Source organism: Stenotrophomonas sp. CCNWLW57 (assembly GCF_037203925.1).
GTDB lineage: Bacteria > Pseudomonadota > Gammaproteobacteria > Xanthomonadales > Xanthomonadaceae > Stenotrophomonas > Stenotrophomonas rhizophila_A.
Genome location: NZ_JBBCBJ010000004.1, coordinates 208,004 through 229,378 on the forward strand (window position 1 = coordinate 208,004; position 21,375 = coordinate 229,378).

The 21,375-nt window shown below is 65.9% G+C and carries 23 protein-coding genes; 12 read left to right on the forward strand and 11 right to left on the reverse strand.

The genetic code is table 11. The features are described 5' to 3' along the window. Positions 1 to 9 precede the first annotated feature (9 nt). Positions 10 to 804 carry an energy transducer TonB gene (locus V9K91_RS11430; protein ID WP_095363753.1) on the reverse strand — a complete coding sequence of 265 codons (795 nt, stop codon included), beginning with the start codon at positions 802 to 804 and terminating at the stop codon, positions 10 to 12. Positions 805 to 888: 84 nt separating this feature from the next. On the opposite strand from V9K91_RS11430, the gene V9K91_RS11435 reads away from it, so the two are divergent. The 6 genes from V9K91_RS11435 to V9K91_RS11460 all read left to right on the forward strand — a co-directional run bounded on the left by V9K91_RS11435 (position 889) and on the right by V9K91_RS11460 (position 4,561). Beyond that, a complete protein-coding gene (locus tag V9K91_RS11435) occupies positions 889 to 1,290 on the forward strand; it encodes a hypothetical protein (protein ID WP_141236249.1) in 402 nt (133 codons plus the stop codon). A gap of 484 nt (positions 1,291 to 1,774) precedes the next feature. Next, the gene (locus V9K91_RS11440) at positions 1,775 to 2,050 is read left to right on the forward strand and encodes a hypothetical protein (protein WP_176472648.1); all 276 of its coding nucleotides are present in this window, start codon (positions 1,775 to 1,777) and stop codon (positions 2,048 to 2,050) included. 61 nt (positions 2,051 to 2,111) lie between these two features. Next, complete coding sequence (locus tag V9K91_RS11445; protein ID WP_176472649.1) at positions 2,112 to 2,588, forward strand: DUF4265 domain-containing protein; 477 nt, start codon at positions 2,112 to 2,114, stop codon at positions 2,586 to 2,588. Between the two features lie 250 nt (positions 2,589 to 2,838). Beyond that, complete coding sequence (locus tag V9K91_RS11450; RefSeq protein ID WP_141236250.1) at positions 2,839 to 3,363, forward strand: hypothetical protein; 525 nt, start codon at positions 2,839 to 2,841, stop codon at positions 3,361 to 3,363. Continuing rightward, on the forward strand, positions 3,360 to 3,926 hold the full coding sequence (locus tag V9K91_RS11455; RefSeq protein WP_095363757.1) for a hypothetical protein: 567 nt from the start codon (positions 3,360 to 3,362) through the stop codon (positions 3,924 to 3,926). The genes V9K91_RS11450 and V9K91_RS11455 overlap by 4 nt, the downstream gene beginning before the upstream one ends. A 269-nt stretch (positions 3,927 to 4,195) precedes the next feature. Beyond that, on the forward strand, positions 4,196 to 4,561 hold the full coding sequence (locus V9K91_RS11460) for a hypothetical protein (protein ID WP_141236251.1): 366 nt from the start codon (positions 4,196 to 4,198) through the stop codon (positions 4,559 to 4,561). A 444-nt stretch (positions 4,562 to 5,005) separates the two neighbouring features. On the opposite strand, the gene V9K91_RS11465 is transcribed toward V9K91_RS11460, so the two are convergent. The 5 genes from V9K91_RS11465 to V9K91_RS11485 form a co-directional block, all read right to left on the reverse strand. Next, entirely contained in the window at positions 5,006 to 6,262 is a 1,257-nt protein-coding gene (locus V9K91_RS11465; protein ID WP_093533355.1) for a cysteine desulfurase, read from the reverse strand. Then, positions 6,259 to 7,521: a Fe-S cluster assembly protein SufD gene (sufD, locus tag V9K91_RS11470; RefSeq protein ID WP_095363761.1), complete on the reverse strand. Its 1,263-nt coding sequence runs from the start codon at positions 7,519 to 7,521 to the stop codon at positions 6,259 to 6,261. The genes V9K91_RS11465 and sufD overlap by 4 nt, the downstream gene beginning before the upstream one ends. Beyond that, positions 7,521 to 8,285 (reverse strand): Fe-S cluster assembly ATPase SufC, encoded by a 765-nt coding sequence (gene sufC / locus V9K91_RS11475; protein ID WP_095363797.1) that lies wholly within the window; start codon positions 8,283 to 8,285, stop codon positions 7,521 to 7,523. The genes sufD and sufC overlap by 1 nt, the downstream gene beginning before the upstream one ends. A 61-nt stretch (positions 8,286 to 8,346) precedes the next feature. Continuing rightward, positions 8,347 to 9,822, reverse strand: a complete 1,476-nt coding sequence (sufB, locus tag V9K91_RS11480) for a Fe-S cluster assembly protein SufB (RefSeq protein WP_210131767.1) — start codon at positions 9,820 to 9,822, stop codon at positions 8,347 to 8,349. A gap of 16 nt (positions 9,823 to 9,838) precedes the next feature. Continuing rightward, positions 9,839 to 10,291, reverse strand: a complete 453-nt coding sequence (locus tag V9K91_RS11485) for an SUF system Fe-S cluster assembly regulator (protein WP_068849911.1) — start codon at positions 10,289 to 10,291, stop codon at positions 9,839 to 9,841. Positions 10,292 to 10,465: 174 nt separating this feature from the next. On the opposite strand from V9K91_RS11485, the gene V9K91_RS11490 reads away from it, so the two are divergent. Together V9K91_RS11490 and V9K91_RS11495 are read left to right on the forward strand one after the other, a co-directional pair. Further along, positions 10,466 to 10,933 (forward strand): SET domain-containing protein-lysine N-methyltransferase, encoded by a 468-nt coding sequence (locus V9K91_RS11490; protein ID WP_068854575.1) that lies wholly within the window; start codon positions 10,466 to 10,468, stop codon positions 10,931 to 10,933. Between the two features lie 166 nt (positions 10,934 to 11,099). Next, a complete protein-coding gene (locus V9K91_RS11495) occupies positions 11,100 to 11,642 on the forward strand; it encodes a type 1 glutamine amidotransferase domain-containing protein (protein ID WP_306989546.1) in 543 nt (180 codons plus the stop codon). 57 nt (positions 11,643 to 11,699) lie between these two features. Here the strand turns inward: V9K91_RS11495 and V9K91_RS11500 are convergent, their stop codons facing one another. From V9K91_RS11500 to V9K91_RS11515, 4 genes are all read right to left on the reverse strand, one after another. Next, positions 11,700 to 12,296, reverse strand: coding sequence for a DUF1439 domain-containing protein (locus tag V9K91_RS11500; protein ID WP_306989544.1), 597 nt, complete (start codon positions 12,294 to 12,296; stop codon positions 11,700 to 11,702). A gap of 121 nt (positions 12,297 to 12,417) precedes the next feature. Continuing rightward, positions 12,418 to 12,948, reverse strand: a complete 531-nt coding sequence (locus V9K91_RS11505; protein WP_306989543.1) for a hypothetical protein — start codon at positions 12,946 to 12,948, stop codon at positions 12,418 to 12,420. 39 nt (positions 12,949 to 12,987) lie between these two features. Next, entirely contained in the window at positions 12,988 to 13,296 is a 309-nt protein-coding gene (locus V9K91_RS11510; RefSeq protein ID WP_306989540.1) for a DUF3861 family protein, read from the reverse strand. A gap of 259 nt (positions 13,297 to 13,555) precedes the next feature. Further along, the gene (locus V9K91_RS11515) at positions 13,556 to 13,954 is read right to left on the reverse strand and encodes an HU family DNA-binding protein (RefSeq protein WP_068854576.1); all 399 of its coding nucleotides are present in this window, start codon (positions 13,952 to 13,954) and stop codon (positions 13,556 to 13,558) included. 384 nt (positions 13,955 to 14,338) lie between these two features. Between V9K91_RS11515 and V9K91_RS11520 the strand changes: the two genes are divergently transcribed. Continuing rightward, a complete protein-coding gene (locus V9K91_RS11520) occupies positions 14,339 to 14,773 on the forward strand; it encodes an OsmC family protein (protein ID WP_068849927.1) in 435 nt (144 codons plus the stop codon). 42 nt (positions 14,774 to 14,815) lie between these two features. On the opposite strand, the gene V9K91_RS11525 is transcribed toward V9K91_RS11520, so the two are convergent. Next, positions 14,816 to 15,691: a PhzF family phenazine biosynthesis protein gene (locus V9K91_RS11525; RefSeq protein ID WP_306989538.1), complete on the reverse strand. Its 876-nt coding sequence runs from the start codon at positions 15,689 to 15,691 to the stop codon at positions 14,816 to 14,818. Positions 15,692 to 15,819: 128 nt separating this feature from the next. Here V9K91_RS11525 and V9K91_RS11530 point away from each other — a divergent pair, with 128 nt between their 5' ends. From V9K91_RS11530 to murD, 3 genes are read left to right on the forward strand one after another with little or no spacing between them, the layout of a single operon-like run. Further along, positions 15,820 to 18,423: a bifunctional aspartate kinase/diaminopimelate decarboxylase gene (locus V9K91_RS11530; RefSeq protein ID WP_068849933.1), complete on the forward strand. Its 2,604-nt coding sequence runs from the start codon at positions 15,820 to 15,822 to the stop codon at positions 18,421 to 18,423. 42 nt (positions 18,424 to 18,465) lie between these two features. Further along, complete coding sequence (gene murL / locus V9K91_RS11535; protein ID WP_336442870.1) at positions 18,466 to 19,818, forward strand: UDP-N-acetyl-alpha-D-muramoyl-L-alanyl-L-glutamate epimerase; 1,353 nt, start codon at positions 18,466 to 18,468, stop codon at positions 19,816 to 19,818. Beyond that, the gene (gene murD / locus V9K91_RS11540) at positions 19,799 to 21,208 is read left to right on the forward strand and encodes a UDP-N-acetylmuramoyl-L-alanine--D-glutamate ligase (RefSeq protein ID WP_336442869.1); all 1,410 of its coding nucleotides are present in this window, start codon (positions 19,799 to 19,801) and stop codon (positions 21,206 to 21,208) included. Before murL ends, murD begins: the two co-directional genes overlap by 20 nt. Positions 21,209 to 21,375 lie beyond the last annotated feature (167 nt).

The window sequence follows — 21,375 nt, forward strand, 5'->3', positions numbered from 1 at the left end:
CGCGGGCGCTCAGCGGATGAAGAACTCCACCGGGAACGACAGTTCCACCGGTGCCGGCCGGTCGTCCGGCACGGCCGGCAACGGCGCGGCCCGGCGGAAGGTATCAAGCGCAGCCTGGTCCAGCATCGCGTAGCCCGAGCTCTGCTCCACCGCCAGCGCAAGCAGCTGGCCATCGCGGGCCAGGCTCACCCGCACCTGCACGACGCCCTCATGGCGGCGCGCCCGCGCGGCGTGGGGGTAACGACGGAAGCGTTCCAGCCGCGCCATGACCCGGCCTTCCCAGCTGTCGCGGCCGGGCGTGGTCTCGCTGGGGCCGGGCGGCAGCGGTGGGCTGGGCGGCGAGGCGGCAACGGAGGCCTGCTGCTGCAGGGGCGCCGGCGAATCCGGCTTGGGCTGCGGCGGGGTCGGTGGCGGAATCACCCAGTGGGCCGTCTCGCGGGGCGGCGTCTTGGGCCGGTCGCGCGGGGGTTCCGGTTTTTGCTGTTGGCGCGTGGCGGCCGTGCTGGGTGTGGGCGCGACGATGTCTTCCAGCGGTACTTCCGGCGCGCGCGGCGGCAGCAGTACCAACTGGGTGCGATCGGCCGGCGGGGGCAGCAGCACCGGCGTGCTGGCAACGTGGGTCCAGAGCAGCAGCGCGATGACGGCAGCGTGGGCCAGCACTGTCAGGCTGCCAGCGATCGTGCGCGCATGGCGTTCGGTGAACGAGGCGCGTGCCCGCGCACGGCCCGGGGCACCCTGGTGCGGGCACTGCAGATAAGCGTGCAGCGGTTGGGGGCTCGCGGCACTGGGGGCGATCGACGACATCCAGTGTCATTAATGAGAAGGGTTCTCATTATGGCATACGCGCTTCGTCGTATGCTCTGGCGGGGGAAAGGGATGGGGCGCAGGATGGGGCTGAAGACGCAACACCGGGAAGGGAGAACGGCGCGGCATATCGGCGTCGTCGGACTATTGTTGTCGACGCTGCTGGGTGCTGGTTGCGCCCAGCGCCCGCAGTGCACCTACACCTTATCCACCAGGGATCCGCACAGCGGAGTTTCGCAGCATTACTGGTCGAAGATCGAGCATGGGCTTGCAGGAAAGCATGGCGATCCTTCGCGAAGCATCGGTGTCCATCTGATCGGGAGCAGCCTGATCCCGACCGCATCGCAGAAAGACCGCACTCGCGTGTTCTATGCACTTCAGGGGCCGAACGAGGAGCTGCTTCAGGCGCGCACCTGCGAAGGCAGCATCACCCGTTGCTCGGCGCAGATTGTCGATCTGGCATTGGCTGAGTGCAGGAAGACATGAGCAGGCTCCGCTGCTGGACTGGTCTTCTGTGCGTGTTGCTGCTGGCAGGATGCGGTGGCGATCGCTCGGAGGGCCCGTACGTCACCAACCATCAGCCAAGCCGCGCGATCGCACAAGGCTATGCACGGGCGTTTGAGCGAACGTTCGCCACAGAGGTGATTCCCCGCCTGCACGGACGCGCGTGCCGGATACATCTGGTCGATTTCGTCCAGAGGGACGCCACGGTAGGCCAGCCGTCCAGCTATGAGATCTACTATGTAGTGACAGGCGCGCAGGAGAAGATGCTGGGTGCCGGGACCTGCATCCCGCACCCGCTCGTGGGACCCTGCCTGGGCAGCGTTGGCCGGTCGGCACTGGAGATGTGTGACCCCCCGGCAGTCCCGGAAGCATCACGCGCGGGGTGGGATGTCGATAGCGTATTGTCGTTTGCACTAGACGGGCCGAGCACTGTCGGGGTCGCCGTAGTCACCCCGACAAGCGGTTCGTGATGCTGGCATCGGCGGACTTCCTGTGCCAGGGAGTTTCAAGGGAGGGCGGGCGTCTAAGGATCGATCCGACCAAAGCGACGGGCTACTACTGGAATGCGGAAGGTCGGAAGGAAGAGGTAGTAGCGTTTGCGCAGGTGGGTGCGTACGAAGTTCTTGTGGAAGACAATCTCGAAACCGAGTTGGATGGCACCGAGTCCGCGATGACCTATTCGAATGCGACTTCCAATGGGTTTTCGGCCAAGGGTACCCGCAACCCCAGGAGGGGGGAATGAATCAAGCGTATGTGGAAGTCCTGAGTCGTGCTGCCATGGGATTCGATTTCAATGGATTGCCATGAGTAAAGCAGAGTACGCGAAAGTGGCATTCAAGTTGCCCCGTGGGGATGACGGGTATCCTCCCGTGGATTGGGAGAATCTTTGGGCAATCCCTCTCAGTGATGGGAGCTATCTTGTGGATAGCGTTCCGTTCTATGTAAAGCTGATCAGTTCCGGCGATGTTGTTGCTGCGTTGCATGTGGACGGACAGTTGACATTCCAAAAAGTTCTGACCGCAGGCGGACACTCTACGGTCAGGGTGATCGTATACGAGGTTGATCAGGTAGCTGAGCTTAGAAGCAAGCTGTCTGGCTTGGGTTGTGCAACGGAGTTGAGTAATGTCCCGTCCTTCTTCTCCGTCGATGTTCCGCCGGACGTCAGTTTTTCTGCTGTGGTGAATTTCCTGGAACGCTTTGCCGGGCAGGGCGTCCTGGACTATGAAGAGGCATCCATCCAGCATGATGATGGGGACGTCTTGGCTGTAGATGTTGAGTGACTGCCCGGAACTTTGGGGCGCGATAACAGTGCTGCGGCTTCAAGAGTTGCGTAACGGCCCGACATGGGCCTCCCGGTAGTGGGTCTGCGAGACGAGTTTGTTCATTGTTTTGGGGCCCCATCTTCAGGCTCGAGAACGATCGGTGGCTGAATCTGAAGTAGTAGCGATTCGGTATGTGTTTCGCCCGGCGTTTGGTTATTGACCTCGCCCTGCGTTGATGTCACAACAGCTTGATCCGAGGACGCTACGCGTGGAGAGCAAAAGCTGGGATGAGGTGCGTAAGCGGCGAATGTTGCTGGCCGAAGAGAGGGAGCGTGCGCATCTGCGGCTACGCCACGGCGCTGCTCTGGTCCAGGCTATCAATGAAGCGGCTTCCTGCAGCCTGCGTATCGAGGACTTCCGGACCAGGTCATCCGACTGGGACATTGTGTGGCCGCAGGATATTCGCAATGCCCCGGGTCTCGTTCGAGCCTATGTCGGCCTGGCCGAGGCACTCAGGGTCATGCGCTGCGTCGAGCGCAGGCTGGGTGCCCTTGAGGGCGAGATTGGCTTTCATGAGAAGGACTATCTAGGATTCGCGCCCGTGAGGGGGTTTGCCGTCACCTCCATGGTGGCGGTTGCGGCCTCCACTGGTGAGTCGGCCCTGTTCCACTCTGAAGCTGCTGGGGTCGTGATACTCGTGGACTGCTATGGATACAATGCCGAAAAACAGTTCAGCGTGGTGATCCAGGGATCAGGGGTGCCGCCAGACCTTAACCTAGAGCCCGACCGATGACCTTGGATGGAATGGCTGATCATTTCCCAGAAGCCCTTGGGCTCTCCCCGACGGCTGCTTGGCTGAACTTCATCGAGTCCATCGTATTGCCGACGATGCCCCCCGATCTGCCCTTCGCGATCCAGGGCTGGGCTGGAATGGCCTTTGACCGAACCTCCTATGAGGATCTGGCACCGGATAACGTGTGGGAATGCTGGATGGCGGTGCACAACCAGGCGGCCGGGTATCCTTCGGGACTCGGTGCAGTCAGATACAGGAACGCCTCTGATCTGTTGAGCGGCGTCCACATCAAGCCGGATATGGAATCCATTCGCACGTACTGGGATGAGAATTACAGTTTCCTGCGCGACCACTATGTCTTCTCTCTCGACCAGCAATGGATCATTCGACTGGATCAGGATACGACACTGTTCCTGGGAAAATTGGACTTCATGCGATCCGTGGTGGACAGGTTGGGCGGGGTGGCGGAAGTCAGGAAGATGATGGACGACGATCTCATCGGTGATGCAGACGATGTGGTCGGTCTCGGTACCTACATTGATGGGCTGCTTGCGCCGCTGTGATAGTCAGGGACGACCAATGAGAAAGGTCCATCAAAAATTCATGATCGGGGTTCGCCTCTTTGAGGAAGGGCATATGGTTCAGGCGCTTGCGCTTGCAAAGGAGCTGATCAGATCCGAAGACGAGATGGATCGCCACGACGGGTACTCGTGTCGTGTCTTGGTCTTCGAAGACGGTGGTCTATGCTCGGGCCTCACCGGACTGTCCGATGTGCGAACGTCGCGGCGCATGAAAGCGTCGCCAGCGGCAGCTGCAACTGAGGGCAGCGTTGATGAAGCTCTCTGATATTCCCGATCTGGAACAAACGGCAATCAAGCATCTGCTTGAGGCTGAGGGTGTACCGGAAGAACTCAGTGCTCAATTGGGCCGCGTCATTGCTATTGTGCGATCGGAAAGTCGTGTCGGCGTGTACGTCGACTTTATTCTGGAGAGCGACGCGATCCCGCTTTCAGGTGAGGCGGACTTTGAGATTGAGGGTCTGTCGGCTACAGGGGCGGATGGTTTTGGAGTTGAGTTTATTCTGTTCGTGCGAGGTGGCTTTCTCTCCTTCTTGGAGGTATACACTGTGCTCGCTGAACTTCCAGGCTACGCATCACTCACGCTGACCTCCAGTTTCGAGGTAAGGGTTCGCTGTTGACCGGTCACGGCTTGGACACTAAGTCATGAATTGGAGGCACGTCAGCGTGACTAAAGGTCGTGCGCTGCCGACGGGGGGCTCAGCCGAGAAGCTTTTGGATCCGGAAGCCAAGCCTGAGGTCTTTTGGTATGCCGCTGTTCAACTACGACGACCGAGTCCGCGTCATTCATGGCGCAGGCTCGCACTTGAGGCCAGGGGACGACGCTTGGGTGGTCGGCATATTTGAAGAGCGACCTGTCGGCTCATACTTTGCTGACTTTCCAGACGGCGTGATCTACACCATTGAATACGATGATGGGCAGGTTGCCGATGTGCATGAGGGTCAGTTGGAGGCGAGGCCGTAGTTGAATTTGTCGTGCGCTACCGGCTCGATGTAAAAGGTGCGCGCCATGCAAAACGCCGCGGTTGTCCGCGGCGTCTTCTTGTCAGCGTACGGGGCTGGCGTCAGCCCAGCAGCTTGCGCACCTTGTTCAACGCCGCAATGAACCGCTCGATCTCCGCATGCGTGTTGTAGAACGCGAGAGACGCGCGGCAGGTGGCCGCCACGCCGTAGTACTGCAGCAGCGGGTGCGCGCAGTGCTGGCCGGAGCGGATGGCCACGCCTTCCAGATCCAGCAGGGTGGCCAGGTCGTGCGCGTGCGCGCCTTCGATCAGGAAAGAGACCACCGCCGCCTTGTCCGGCGTGGTGCCGAAGATGCGCAGGCCGTCGATCTTGTTCAGCTCTTCGGTGAAGTGCGCCAGCAGCTCGCTTTCGCGCGCTTCCACGTGCTCCAGGCCCAGTGATTCCAGATAGTCCACCGCCACGCCGAGGCCGATGAAGCCGGCGATGTTCGGGGTGCCAGCTTCGAACTTGTGCGGGGCGTCGTTGAAGACGGTGCCCTCGAAGCTCACTTCCTTGATCATCTCGCCGCCACCGAGGAACGGCGGCATGGCATCGAGATGCTCGCGCTTGGCCCACAGTGCGCCGGTGCCGGTAGGGCCGCACATCTTATGGCCGGTGATGGCGTAGAAGTCGCAGCCGATGTTGGCGATGTCAACCTTGCGGTGTGGCACGGCCTGCGAGCCGTCGACCACGGTGATGATGCCGCGCTTGCGCGCTTCCCGGCAGATCTCGCGCACCGGGTTGACCGTGCCCAGCACGTTGGAGACGTGGGCCACGGCAAGCAGCTTGACCTCGGGGGTCATGGCTTTGCGCAGGGCGTCCAGGTCGAGCGCACCTTCGGGGGTGATCTCGGCCACGCGGATCGTGGCGCCGGTGCGCTGGGCTACCAGTTGCCACGGCACGATGTTGGCGTGGTGCTCCATGCGCGATACGAGGATGACATCGCCGGCCTTCAGCCGCGGCAGGGCCCACGAATAGGCCACCAGGTTGATGGCGAAGGTGGTGCCGCTGCACAGGATGAGTTCGCTGGCGCGCACGTTGAGGAAGCGCGCCAGCTTGCTGCGCGCGCCTTCGTAGGCGTCGGTAGCCTCGGTGCCCAGCGCGTGCACGGCGCGGCTGACGTTGGCGTTGTAGCGGCGGTAGAACTCATCCACCGCGCCGATCACCTGCACCGGCTTCTGGCCGGTGTTGGCGTTGTCGAAGTACACCAGCGGCTTGCCGTGCACTTCCCGCATCAGCAGCGGGAAGTCCAGGCGCACGCGGTCCCAGTCGGGAGCGGCGGCCGTGTCGGCCACCGGGCGCGGGGTGGAGAGGTTCATGCCACGCCTGCCTTGGCCAGCGCGAGGTCCAGCTGGCGGCGCAGCTGCTCGGTCAGGCGCGCGTCGAGCACGTTCAGCGGCTCGTGGCAGAACGCGGCGCTGAGCAGCTGCTGGGCCTGCTGGGCCGGCAGACCGCGCGAGCGCAGGTAGAACAGGGCGTTGGCATCGAGCTGGCCGACGGTGGCGCCGTGTGCGGCCTTCACCTCATCGGCGTCGATCACCAGCGTGGGCTGGGTATCGATTTCGGCGTCGGCGGACAGCAGCAGGTTCTTGTTGGACAGGTTGGCATCGGTGCCATCGGCGCCGGCACGGATGTGGATGCCGCCGTGGAAGACCACGCGGCTGCGGTTGGCGGCCACGCCACGCCACACCATTTCCGAGGCGGTATCGCGCGCGATGTGTTCGATGCCGAGGCGGGTATCGACATGGCGGCGGCCGTTGCCGAGCAGCACGCCGTTGGCGGTCAGCTGCGCGTTGTCGCCTTCCAGGCGCACGTTGAGTTCGTGGCGGCTGAGCGCGGCACCCAGCTCCAGGTCTACGCGGCGGTACTGCGCGTTGCGGGCCAGCACGGCATCGGTGCGCAGCAGGGCGGTGGCGCGGCTGCCATCGGCCTGCACGCGGGCGTGCGAGAGCACCGCGTCCTGGGCCAGATGGACGTGCACCAAGGTGTTGCCCAGGTGCGCGGCATCGCCGGCATCCAGGTGGTGCTCGACCACGCCGAGCGCGGCACCGGCACGCAGTTCGATCAGGTGGCGGTGATGCCAGGCCAGGTCGCTGCCACCGGCGGCGCTGATGAAGACCAGCTGCAGCGGGGTTTCGACCTGCACGCCGTCGTCCACGCGCACCAGCACGCCTTCATCGGCGAGGGCGGCGTTGAGGCGGGCGAAGACTTCTTCGCTGCGCTCGAAGCGGCGGCCCAGGAAGCGCAGGGCTTCCTCGCCGGCGGCCAGCGCCGAGGACAGGGTCTGCACCTGCACGCCGGCCGGCAGCGCCGACACGTCGCTGTGCGCGGCGGACGGGCGGCCGTTGACGAACACCAGCCGCGGCGACGGAATGTCGGCCAGCAGGGCAGGGTCGATGTCGGGCGCGGCCAGCGGCGCGGGCTGGAACGTACGGCGTTCGAGCTGGCGCAGCGAGGTGTACTTCCAGGCTTCGCTGCGCGGGCCCGGCAGGCCAGCCTGCAGGGCGGCATCGAGCTCGGCGCGGCGGGCGTCGCTGCCGCAGAAGCCGGCGGCGAGGGAATCGAGCAGGGCGCTCATCAGACCGCTGCCTCCGGCACCACGCGGTCCTTCAGGAAGTGGTAGCCATGGGCTTCCAGTTCCAGGGCCAGTTCGGGGCCGCCGCTCTGCACGATCTTGCCGTCAGCCAGCACGTGCACCACGTCCGGCTTGATGTAATCGAGCAGGCGCTGGTAGTGGGTGATGACCAGGAACGAACGGTCCGGCGAGCGCAGCGCATTGACGCCGTCGGCCACGCTCTTGAGCGCGTCGATGTCCAGGCCGCTGTCGGTCTCGTCCAGGATCGCCAGCTTCGGCTCGAGCACGGCCAGCTGGAAGATCTCGTTGCGCTTCTTCTCGCCACCGGAGAAGCCTTCGTTGACGCCACGGTGCAGCAGCTCATCCTTCAGGTGCAGCACGGCCAGCTTCTGGCGCACCAGCTTGAGGAACTGCATGGAATCGAGTTCTTCCTCGCCGCGCGCCTTGCGCTGGGCATTGAGCGCGGCGCGCAGGAAGTAGGTGTTGTTCACGCCGGGGATTTCCACCGGGTACTGGAAGGCCAGGAACAGGCCGGCGGCGGCGCGTTCTTCCGGCGCCAGCTCCAGCAGGTCGCGGCCTTCGAACTGCACGCCGCCTTCGCTGACGTCATAGCCTTCGCGGCCGGCCAGCACGTTGCCCAGCGTGGACTTGCCCGCGCCGTTGGGGCCCATGATGGCGTGCACCTGGCCCGGCCTCACGTCCAGCGACAGGCCCTTGAGGATTTCCTTGTCGCCGATGCGGGCGTGGAGGTTGTCAATCTTCAGCATGATACGAATCCAGTAGTGCCACGCCATGCGTGGCAAAAAAATCAAACGAAGGCGCGACCGGTCAGCCCACGGAACCTTCAAGGGAGACTTCCAACAGCTTCTTGGCTTCCACCGCGAACTCCATCGGCAGCTCGCGGAACACCTGCTTGCAGAAGCCATCCACGATCATCGAGACCGCGTTTTCCTGGTCGATGCCACGCGCGCGGCAATAGAACATCTGGTCATCGGAAATCTTCGACGTGGTGGCTTCGTGCTCCACCGTCGCGCTCGGGTTCTTCACCTCGATGTACGGGAAGGTGTGCGCGCCGGAGGTCTTGCCGATCAGCAGCGAATCGCACTGGGTGTAGTTGCGCGCGCCATCGGCATTGCGGTCCACCTTGACCAGGCCACGGTAGGTGTTCTGGCCACGGCCGGCGCTGATGCCCTTGCTGACGATCTTGCTCTTGGTGCGCTTGCCGATGTGGATCATCTTGGTGCCGGTGTCGGCCTGCTGGCGGTGATGAGTCAGCGCCACGGAGTGGAACTCGCCAACGGAGTCATCGCCCAGCAGCACGCAGGACGGGTACTTCCAGGTGATCGCCGAACCGGTTTCGACCTGGGTCCAGGTGACCTTGCTGCGCGCGCCACGGCATTCGGCACGCTTGGTGACGAAGTTGTAGATGCCGCCCACGCCGTTCTCGTCGCCCGGGTACCAGTTCTGCACGGTCGAATACTTGATCTCGGCGTCTTCCAGCGCCACCAGTTCGACCACCGCGGCGTGCAGCTGGTTCTCATCGCGCATCGGCGCGGTGCAGCCTTCCAGGTAGGACACGTACGCCTTGTCCTCGCAGATGATCAGGGTGCGCTCGAACTGGCCGGTATGGCCGGCGTTGATGCGGAAGTAGGTGCTCAGTTCCATGGGGCAGCGCACGCCCTTGGGAATGAACACGAAGCTGCCATCGGAGAACACGGCCGAGTTGAGCGCGGCGAAGTAGTTGTCGCCCACCGGCACCACGCTGCCCAGGTACTGCTTGACCAGTTCCGGGTGTTCCTTGATGGCTTCGGACATGGAACAGAAGATCACGCCCTTCTCGGCCAGTTCCTTGCGGAAGGTGGTGCCGACCGAGACCGAGTCGAACACCGCGTCCACGGCCACGCCCGCCAGCTTGGCGCGCTCATGCAGCGGGACGCCCAGCTTGTCGTAGGTGTCCAGCAGTTCCTTGGGCACCTCATCCAGCGAGGCGTACTTCGGGCCCTTGGGCGCGGAGTAGTAGCTGAGCGCCTGCAGGTCGATCGCGGCGATCTGCAGCTTGGCCCAGTTCGGCATCGGCATGGTCAGGAAGTGGCGGTAGGCGTCCAGGCGCCACTGCGTCATCCATTCCGGCTCGTCCTTCTTCGCCGACAGGGCACGGATGGTGTCCTCGTCCAGGCCGGGCGGCAGCGAATCCGATTCGATGTCCGTGATGAAGCCGGCCGAATACTTGCGGCCGAGCTGCTCGTGGATCTCGCGGTTGGGGGTGTCGCCGGGGGCGACGGTGTCGAGGGTATCGGTGGCCATGGGGGCTGCCTGTGGATCAGGAGACGACATCCGCCGCGATCACGCGGCGGGGGGCGTCAACAAGGGGAAGAGGGGGCAGGATCTGCGCCAGGGTGACCTTGCGCAGTGCGTCGGACACCACGTCGTTGATCATCCGCCAGCTGCTGCGCGCGCCGCATTGCAGCTCGCGTCCGCACTGGCTGTGGTCGTGCGCGCACTCGGTCAGGCCCAGCGGGCCTTCCATGGCTTCGACGACCTCGAACAGGCTGATCTGATCGGGGCGGCGGGTCAGCCGGTAGCCGCCGCGCACGCCGCGCAGGCCTTCCACCAGCCCGGCCTGGGCCAGGGGCTTGAGCAGCTTGCTGACGGTGGGCGGCTCGAGGCTGGCGAATTCGGCCAGTTCGGTCGCACTGAGGACCTCGCCCGGGCGAGCGGCAAGGACGGTCAGGACGACGGTGGCGTAATCGGTGAGCTTGGTGACGCGGAGCATGGGGGAGGGCAGAACCATAAAGCGGACTGAAATTGTACGCTTTTATGCCCGGGCATCCAACCCGTCCTGTTCAGGTGCTCAAGGCGGGGCGCCAGCAGGGGCGCGGTGCAGACGTGGTTGGGCAATCACAAAGATTAAGCGAGAATCGACCATCCCAACGTAATGGCCAGCCACATGCCCAAGAAGATCCAAGCCCGCAAGTCGACCATTCACGGCAATGGCGTGTTCGCGCTGGCGCCGCTCAAGAAGGGCGAGCGGGTGATCCAGTACAAGGGGCTGCTGCGCAGCCACGCCGACGTGGATGCGGATGATACCGGGGATGTGGAAAGCGGTCACACCTTCCTGTTCACCTTGAACGACGATTACGTCATCGATGCCAACTACAAGGGCAACGATGCGCGCTGGCTGAATCACAGCTGCGACCCCAACTGCGAGGCCGTGATCGAGGAAGCCGAGGGCGACAACCGCCGCGAGGACAAGGTGTTCATCGAGGCGATCAAGGACATCAAGCCGGGCGACGAGCTGACCTACAACTACGGCATCACCCTGGCCGAGCGCCACACCGCACGCCTGAAGAAGATCTGGGAATGCCGCTGCGGGTCGAAGAAGTGCACCGGGACGATGCTGCAGCCCAAGCGGTAAAGCGCCTGCGGCGCTTTACCGCGGTAGCACCCGACCGTTGGTCGGGTGACATTGCGTACCGACCAACGGTCGGTACCTACCGGCCACGCGACGTCCACATGCCAGTCACTCTCCGCCAATGCGCGGATCTGCATGGTAGGGGCTCACTTTTTCAAGGAGCCCCCACATGGCACATGACCTCAACGGCAAGCGCGTTGCCCTGCTCGCCACCGATGGATTCGAGCAGTCCGAGCTGCAGGAACCCAAGCGCCTCCTGGAATCCTGGGGCGCCAAGGTGTCGGTCATCGCACCGGGTGACGCCAGCCAGATCCGGGGTTGGAAGGACAAGGACTGGGGCGACAGCGTGCCGGTGGACCAGTCGCTCGACGGCGCCGACGCCGCCAGCTACGACGCGCTGGTGCTGCCGGGCGGGGTGATCAACCCCGACACGCTGCGCACCCAGGCGCCGGCAGTGGCGTTCATCAAGGCGTTTGCGGCGGCCGGGAAGCCGGTCGCGGCGATCTGCCACGGTCCCTGGCTGCTGGTGGAATCCGGCCTGGCCAAGGGTCGCAAGGTGACCTCGTGGCCGTCGCTGAAAAGCGATCTTGGCAATGCGGGCGCGCAGTGGACCGACGCGGAAGTGGTGGTGGACAACGGCGTGATCACCAGCCGGAAGCCGGATGATATTCCGGCGTTCTCCGAGGCCGTGGCGAAGGCGCTGCTTGGGTAAACGAGGGCGTGGAGCCGGGCCGGGCCCGGTTCCACGCCAGCCGGGCAGAGATCGGCGTTACCGGCCGAGCACGCCGGCGGGCACCAGGCTGCCGAGGTCCTGGTTGAAGGTGACCACCAGCTTGCCGTTCTGCACCTGGGCGGACTGCACCTGCAGCGCGCCAAGCATCGCGCCGACCGTCGGGTCGATCTTGTAGATCGGCTCACGGCGGGCGTAGTCGACCAGGAACGCGTTGAGCAGCTCGCGGGTGCGTGAGTCGAGCCTGCCGCCGTTGTTGGCCGGGGTGAAGTCGTCCACGGTCGGCTGGTCCAGATGGAAACCCTGGGTCTGCGCGTCGTAGCGCAGGCCGCTGCTCAGCTTGACCTTGCCCAGCGGGGCGGGCGCACCGCCGGCAGTCGCCAGTGCCACATCAAAGCCCAGGTCGAGGCGGTTGCCCTGCGGCAGGGTCAGCTTGGGGTGGCTCATGGTCATCGCGATCAGGCCACCGAGGGCGTCCTGGGTGCGCGGGAAGCTGCCGTCCAGATACTGCTGGACATCGGTGGCACCGACCGATAGCTCGCGGCCGGAAATGCTCGGCGCGGCCTGTGCGGCGACGGCGGCAGCAATGAGGACGGTGCAGGCGGCGAAGCGGGTCAACAGGGGGCGTAGCGTCATGATCGGCAGGCGCGGCAGGGAGGTGGTGACACCATAGCGCGTCGGCCTGAATCAGCGCTTCATGAGCGCAGACACCCGGACCGCTAGTGCTCCCCCGGGGCGCAGCGCTCTGGTCGGCGTGTCACTGGAGACTCGGCTGCAATGAAGCGCTCAGGATTTCCCAGCCGTTCCCATCCGGGCGCGGTTGCAGCCGGTACCAGCCCTCGTATCTGAACGTGCCGTCCGCGGTGATGGCGCGGACACGCACAGGGACTTCGCGCAGGCGCGAGGGCTGCGCGGTGTCGCGGGCGATGGGGCTTTCGGTATCCACGCGCAGGCTGCGCAGCTGCGGGATCGAGCGCAGCACGGCATCGTCCGGGCGCGACGAGGTTCGTCCACCGGTCCAGTAGGCATCGGACGCGCTGCGGTCCTTGCCCAGCAGGGCATAGATGTAGTTCCGAACCGTGATCGACTCACTCGGCGCGTCGGGCGCCACCGCGCTGAGCGCCGGCGGGGCCGTGGCCGTCATCCCCTGCGACGCGGCGGCGCTGACATCAATCGGCGCCGGGGCCGGCGTCGAGGCGCTGGCCGCCAGCCCGCGCTCAGGTTCGGCATCGCGCTGGCAGGAACAGCTTCCCAGCAACAGCGGTAACAGGATCAAGGCTCGACGCATGGTGCACTCTCCCCAGAGGAAGGGAGAGTGTAACCACCTTCAGGGTGCGCGCTGGATTGCATCCAGGGCGTCGAGCACCTGACCCAGCTGCGGCTGCAGGGTTGTGAGTGGATGCGCAGGCTGTTCGGCGTAGCGCGCGGCCATGTCCTGCAGCAGCTGGGTCGCGACGATGGCCGCGGCGCGCTCGTCACCGGCCAGCCCGGTCTGCCGGCGGGCGACCTCCAGCAGGCGCATCCAGTCCTGCTGCGCGCGATGTTCCAGTTCGATGGTGCAGCGTCCGCTGCACTGCAGCCCGTCCTTTTCGATCGGGGTGATGGTGATGCGATAGCGTTGCGAGGGGCTGGCCATGGCGCTGCACTGTGGGGGAGTAGGTCCACCTTAGGCGTGGCCGGCGGGCCGGACGACAGGCGCGGCCGCACGCAGTGTTCCACCTTGTGCGTTCCGATGCCGTACGTGCATGGCAGGAAGGCCGCAGCGACTGGCTTTGCGTGGGCGTCAGGCGGGAACTGGCGGTTTGGCAACGCTGTGTTTCGCCGCGAAGGACCTGGCCAAAAAAGAACGGGACGGCCAAGGCCGTCCCGTTCGGGTGCTGCAGGAAGCGCGCAGATTACAGCGCGGCGTCCTTGAGCTTCTTGAGCGGACGCACCTTCAGCTTGGTGGTGGCCGGCTTGGCGGCGAACCACTGTTCTTCCTTGGTGAACGGGTTGATGCCCTTGCGCTTCGGCTTGGCCGCAACGCTGACGGTGGTGATCTTCAGCAGGCCCGGCAGGGTGAAGCTGCCTGCGCCCTTCTTGTGCACCGAGGAAGCCACGGCGGTTTCCAGCGAGGCCAGCACAGCGCGGACGTCCTTGGCGACAACGCCGGAGGCTTCCACGATGTGTGCAACCAGGCCGGACTTGGTCAGCACTTCCTTGATCGGCTTCGGAGCTGCCGGCTTTGCGGCGGCCTTCGTAGCGACTTTCTTCACTGCCTTCTTCGGGGCAGCCTTCTTAGCGGTCTTTGCCATGGTTTCCTGTTCCGTGATCGGTTGGTTGTGTGGTCGCGCCGAACCCATCGGCAAGCGAAATGTAGGGCAACAATGCGGCGCCGCCAATAGGCAAACGCATAAATATTCGGCTTTTCTGCGTTTGCGGTTACTGCAGTGCATCAGGACATGCCCAAAAAAACGGTCCGTTCGGCGGCGTGGAAGCGGTTTGCCGGGCCAGGCGGGCGGGCAGGGATTGTGCGGAAATGCCTTGAAAACAGCACTTTGCAACGAGGCCAGGGTCACGCATGGCTGGCAAGGGGGCGGGCGGCTGCGACCGGAAGCCGCAGGCCGGCACGGCCAGACACGGTGCTAACGCCTGCCGGTCTACGCTGGTGCTGCCATTCACCCACTAAGGATCCAACGATGGGCATTTCGCGTCACGCCACTGCGCACTGGGAAGGTGACCTCAAGACAGGCAAGGGACAATTGAGCACGCCGCAGAGCGGCCTGCTGGACAAGACCCGCTATGCCTTCAGCAGCCGCTTCGGCGACGAGAAGGGCACCAACCCGGAAGAACTGATCGCCGCCGCGCACGCCGGCTGCTTCACCATGGCGCTGTCGGCCAAGCTCACCGAGGCCGGTTTCGTGCCTACCTCGCTGGACACTGAAGCCAAGGTCGACCTGTCGATGGAAGGTGGCCCGCAACTGTCGCAGATCACGCTCACGGTCAAAGCGGTGGTCCCCAACATCGACGCGGCCCAGTTCCGTGCCATTGCCGATGATGCCAAGCAGAACTGCCCGGTATCCAAGGCGCTGAGCGCGGTGCCGATCAGCATGGAAGCCGAGCTGGCTGGCTGAAATGTTCAGGGTGCCGACGCAAAGTCGGCACCCTGAGTGTCCCTACCAGGTGATCGTGCCCTGGATGACCGTCTGCACCTGGCCGCCGGACCAAACCTCGCCCTCGGCATCCACATGCAGGGTCAACCGCGCGTCGTGGCCGACCTCGCGGCCTTGGCTGACGACATAACTGCCATCCACGCCGGGCAGGGCGTTGCGGCTGTCCAGCCACGCGGCCAACACCGCATTGGCCGCGCCTGAAGCGGCATCCTCGAAGCGCCGGCCGTTGCCCACGAACGCGCGCACGGCCAGCTGGTAATCGTCTGCCGAGCTCCGCGTATAGGCGAACACGCCCATGCTGTCGGTGCTTTCGGCCAGCGCAGCCACCGCGTCCCAGTCCGGTGACAGGGCGCGCAACGTGGCTTCATCGGCCAGTTCCACCACCCACCAGCTGCGTCCGCCGAACATGCGCGCCGGCGGCAATCCGCCCAATGTCCAGCCAGCCAGCGCCGCCTGCAGGCGCGGATCGTCCGCCGTGGTCACCTCGGCGACCTCCGCGCGCGGGGTGCGGATGGCGATGCTGCGCGTGGCCCCTTCGCCCACCACCCGCAGCGGCAGCGCGCCGGCGATGCCGTCCTGGACCAGGACGCCGTCCACCGGCGCGGCCAGGCCGGCGTCCAGCACCGCGTGCGCGGTGCCCACGCTGGGGTGGCCGGCGAACGGCACTTCCTTCTGCGGGCTGAACATGCGGATGCGGTAGCTGTCGCCCGGCACCTGCGGGGCGAAAACGAACGTGGTTTCCGGCAGGCGGGTCCAGCGGGCGATGGCCTGCATGCGCGCGTCGTCCAGGCCCTCCGCGTCCAGCACCACGGCCAGCGGGTTGCCGGCGCCGGGATAAGGGGAAAACACGTCAAGCTGCAGGAAACGGCGGGCGGTCATGGCGGATCGGTCTGGCGGAACGGTCGGGCAGCTTAACAAGCCCTGCCGGGGCGTGGCTTGGCATAGAATCAGAGGTTCGGCCCGGCGTGCCGGGTCGATCCCCCCACTACCTACCCATTCTTACCTCCATGTCAGCTTCCCCCCTTGTCGATCGCTGGATCGTACTGAAGTTCGGCGGCACCTCCGTGTCGCGTCGTCACCGTTGGGACACGATCGGGAAGCTGGCGAAAAAACGTGCGGAAGAAACCGGTGCGCGCGTGCTGGTGGTGGTGTCGGCCCTGTCCGGGGTGACCAATGAACTGACCGCGATCGCCGATGGCGCCGCCGACAGCCGCGCCCGCGTGGATGCGCTGGTGGCCCGCCACCGCGAGTTCCTGGCCGAGCTCGAGCTCGATGCCAGCGCGCTGGATGTGCGCCTGGCCGCGCTGCAGGGCCTGCTGGACGAGCCGCGCGCCGCCGCGCGCCCGCTGGAGTGGCAGGCCGACGTGCTGGGCCAGGGCGAACTGCTGTCCTCCACCATCGGCGCGGCCTACCTGCGCGCCAGCGGCCTGGATTTCGGCTGGATGGACGCCCGTGAGTGGCTGCAGGCGCTGCCGCCGCAGCCCAACCAGAGCGACTGGTCGCAGCGCCTGTCGGTGAACTGCCAGTGGCGTTCGGACGCCGAGTGGGCTGCGGCGTTCCGCGCCCAGCCGACCCGCATGCTGATCACCCAGGGCTTCATCTCGCGCCACGCCGATGGCGGTACCGCCATCCTCGGCCGGGGCGGCTCGGATACCTCGGCCGCCTACTTTGGCGCGCTGCTGGGTGCCAGCCGGGTGGAAATCTGGACCGACGTGCCGGGCATGTTCAGCGCCAACCCGAAGGACGTACCCGACGCGCGCCTGCTGACCCGCCTGGATTATTACGAAGCACAGGAAATTGCCACCACCGGCGCCAAGGTGCTGCACCCGCGTTCGATCAAGCCGTGCCGCGATGCCGGCGTGCCGATGGCGATCCTGGATACCGAACGCCCGGAACTGCCGGGCACCAGCATCGACGGCAATGCCGCACCGGTGCCGGGGGTGAAGGCGATCAGCCGCCGCAACGGCATCGTGCTGGTGTCGATGGAAGGCATCGGCATGTGGCAGCAGGTCGGCTTCCTGGCCGACGTGTTCGGGCTGTTCAAGAAGCACGGACTGTCGGTGGACCTGATCGGTTCGGCCGAAACCAACGTCACGGTATCGCTGGACCCGTCCGAAAACCTGGTCAATACCGATGTGCTGGCCGCGCTGTCGGCCGACCTGTCGCAGATCTGCAAGGTCAAGATCATCGTGCCGTGCGCGGCGATCACCCTGGTCGGCCGCGGCATGCGTTCGCTGCTGCACAAGCTGTCGGACGTGTGGGCGACCTTCGGGCGCGAGCGCGTGCACATGATTTCGCAGTCGTCCAACGACCTCAACCTGACCTTCGTCATCGATGAAGCCGACGCCGACGGCCTGCTGCCGATCCTGCACGCCGAGCTGATCGACAGCGGCGCGATGCCGGTGGAAGAAGGCGAGGTGTTCGGCCCGCGCTGGCGCGAGATCGCCGGCACCATCCGCCCGCGCGAAACCGCCTGGTGGCGGGGCCAGCGCGAGCACCTGCTGCACCTGGCCCAGGCCGGTACGCCGCGCTATGTGTACAACCTGGCCACGGTGCGCGCCCGCGCCCGCGCGCTGGCGGCGATCAGGCCGATCGACCAGCGGTATTACGCGATCAAGGCCAACAGCCACCCGGCCATCCTGGAGCTGCTGGAGCAGGAAGGCTTCGGCCTGGAATGCGTGTCGCACGGTGAACTCAAGCATGTGTTCAATGTGCTGCCGACGCTGTCGCCGCGCCGGGTGCTGTTCACCCCCAGCTTCGCGCCGCGCACCGAATATGAAGCGGCGTTCGCGCTCGGCGTGACCGTCACCGTGGACAACGTGGAAGCGCTGCAGCGCTGGCCGGACCTGTTCCGCAACCGCGAGCTGTGGCTGCGCGTGGACCTGGGCCGGGGCGAAGGCCACCACGCCAAGGTCCGTACCGGCGGCAAGGACTCCAAGTTCGGCCTGCCGATCGCCCGCGTGGACGAGTTCGTGCGCCTGGCCGAAGACCTCGGCACCCGCGTGGTCGGCCTGCACGCCCACTTGGGCAGCGGCGTGGAAACGGCGCAGCACTGGCGCCTGATGTGCGACGAACTGGCCGGGTTCGCGCGCCGGATCGGCAGCGTGGAAACCATCGATATCGGCGGCGGGTTGCCCATTCCCTACAGCGATGACGATGAACCGTTCGACCTGGACGCCTGGGCCGTCGGCCTGGCCGAGGTGAAGGCGGTGCACCCGGCGTTCCGCCTGGCGATTGAACCGGGCCGCTACCTGGTGGCCGAATCGGGCGTGCTGCTCACCACCGCCACCCAGGTGGTGGAGAAGGACGGCATCCGCCGCGTGGGCCTGGATGCGGGCATGAACACCCTGATGCGCCCGGCGCTGTACGACGCCTGGCACGACATCGAGAACCTCAGCCGGCTGGGCGGGTATGCCGAGGCACTGTTCGACGTGGTCGGGCCGATCTGCGAATCCAGCGATGTGTTCGGCAAGCGCCGCCGGCTGCCGGTATCCACCGCGCCGGACGATGTGATGCTGATCGCCGATGCCGGTGCCTACGGGTACGTCATGGCCAACACCTACAACCAGCGCGAGCTGCCGCGCGAGGACATCATCGACGATGTGCCTTGAGCGCCTCCCGTTGGTTTCCCTTATTGCCTCACCGGATACGCCATGACTGCTTTCGATAAACACCAGGTTGCCTGCTTCCGCTTCGTCCGCTGCGACTTCGCCGCGGATACCGGCGTGGCGCAGCTGGTCTACGCCTTCGACAATGGTCCGGAGCTGGTCGAGACGGTCAGCATTCCCGGCGCGCCGTTCGTGCTGGACGCTGCCCGCGCCGAGGCCGTTGAGCGTGCGCTGCGCCTGCTGCACCTGTTCGCGGGCGTCAGCTATTACAAGGCTGCGGTGCCGGAGCAGGTGCGGATCGACAGCTACAGCATCGATGCCGATACCGCCGCGCTGGTGGAAACGGTGTACCTCAACGGGCTGGGCGAGTTCGCCTACCGCAACGGGCTGAACCTGCGCGGGCGGTTCCGCCTGCCGGTGGACGGCGAGGCGTTCAACGCGCCGGCGGTGGGCCTGCGCGAGCATGCACTGGTGGCCATCGGCGGCGGCAAGGATTCGCTTGTCAGCATTGAAGCGCTGCGCACGCTGGGCATCACCGAAACGGTGACCTGGATCGGCGGTTCGCAGCTGATCCGTGCCTGCGCCGAACGCACCGGCCTGCCGATGCTCAACATCGGCCGCACGCTGGCCCCCGAGCTGTTCGAGCTCAACCGCCAGGGCGCGTGGAACGGGCATATCCCGGTCACCGCGGTGAACTCGGCGATCATGGTACTGGCCGCGCTGCTGCAGGGCGTGGACCAGGTCGTGTTCTCCAACGAGCGTTCGGCCAGCTACGGCAGCCAGATTCCGGGTACCGGTGAAGTGAACCACCAGTGGTCCAAGGGCTGGGCCTTCGAGCAGGCCTTTGGCGAGCACCTTGAGAAACACGTGGCGGCGGACCTGCACTACTACTCGCTGCTGCGCCCGCTGTCGGAGCTGGCCGTGGCGCGCCAGTTCGCCAGGACCGATTTCTACGACGCGCATTTCTCCAGCTGCAACCGCAACTTCCACATCCTGGGCGAGCGCCCGGTGAACCGCTGGTGCGGGGTCTGCCCGAAGTGCCACTTCGTGTTCCTGGCGCTGGCCCCGTTCATGCCCAAGACCCGGCTGGTGCGCATCTTCGGCCGCAACCTGCTGGACGACATGGAGCAGGCCGGCGGCTTCGACGCGCTGCTGGAATTCCAGGACCACAAACCGTTCGAATGCGTGGGCGAAGGCGGCGAATCGCGTGCCGCGATGGCCACCCTGGCGGCACGTCCGGAATGGAACGAAGACGCGCTGGTGAAGCGTTTCATCCAGGAGATCCAGCCGCAGCTGGACGGCGCCGAACTGCAGATCGAACCGTTGCTGGTGCTGGAAGGCGAGCACCGGATTCCGGCGGCGATCTGGGAGCGCCTGCGTGCGAATTTCGCAGCTTGAAGGCAAGCGCGTAGCGCTGTGGGGCTGGGGGCGTGAGGGGCGTGCGGCATTCGCCGTCCTGCGCCAGCGCCTGCCGGGGCTGGCCCTGACTCTGTTCTGCCCCGAGGCCGAGGCCGCCGCTGCGCGGGCCGAGGCCGGCAATGCGCTGCAGGTGCGGTCGGATGTCAGCGGTGAATCCCTGGCCGCCTTCGAGGTGGTGATCAAGTCGCCGGGGATCAGCCCCTACGGCGAAGCCGCGGTGTCGGCGGCGACGCAGGGCACGCAGTTCATCGGCGGTACCTCGCTGTGGTTTGCCGAGCATGCCGATGCCGAAGGCACCGTGCGCGACACCGTGTGCGTGACCGGCACCAAGGGCAAGAGCACCACCACCTCGTTGCTGGCGCATCTGCTGCGCGCCTCCGGCGCGCGCACCGGCCTGGTCGGCAACATCGGCCTGCCGCTGCTGGAGGTGCTGGACCCGCAACCGGCGCCGGCGTACTGGGCGGTGGAGCTGTCCAGCTACCAGACCGGCGAGGTGGCGCGCAGTGGCGCGCACCCGCAGGTGGCGGTGGTGCTGAACCTGTTTCCCGAGCACCTGGACTGGCATGGCAGCGAAGCGCGCTACATCCAGGACAAGCTGGCGCTGGTGACCGGCGCGGCACCGAGTATCGCGGTGCTCAACGCGGCCGACCCGCACCTGGCCGCGCTGTCGCTGCCGGACAGCGAAGGAGTGTGGTTCAACCAGCCGCAGGGCTGGCACATGCGCGGCGAGTGGGTGTATCGCGGGGAGCAGCGGGTGTTCGATACCGCGAACACGCCGCTGCCGGGCCGGCACAACCGCGGCAACCTGTGCGCGGTGCTCGCGGCCATCGAAGCGCTGGGCCTGGATGCGGTGGCGCTGGCGCCTGCCGTGCAGGATTTCCGGCCGTTGCCCAACCGCCTGCAGACCATCGGCCGCCGCGACGGGCTGCGCTTCGTCAACGACTCGATCAGCACCACCCCGCACGCCAGCCTGGCGGCGCTGGAATGCTTCGCCGGCCAGCGCATCGCGCTGCTGGTGGGCGGGCATGACCGGGGGCTGGACTGGCACGATTTCGTGGACCACATGGCGCACGACGTGCCGCCGGTGGAGATCGTCACCATGGGCGCCAACGGCCCGCGCATCCACGCGCTGCTGCAGCCGCTGGCCGATGCAGGCAGGTTCGGTCTGCACGCCGCCGGCGATCTGGAGGAGGCGGTGCGACTGGCCCGCACGGCGCTCGGCGAACAGGGTGGGGTGGTGTTGATGTCCCCGGGCGCGCCGAGCTACGGCGTGTACCGCGATTACGTCGCCCGCGGCCGACATTTCGCCGAGCTTGCAGGGTTCGACCCGGACCAGATCACCGCGATCCCGGGCATCGGCATCGCCTGACATTTCGCCAACGGCGCAGCCGGACGGTAGAGCGGACGGTAGAGCGGACTGTCAGTCCGCTGCTCTTCGCGGCCCACCCTGGCATAGCGCCAGCGGCGCAGCCGGACGGTAGAGCGGACTGTTAGTCCGCTGCTCTTCGCGGCCCACCGTGGCATAGCGCCAACGGC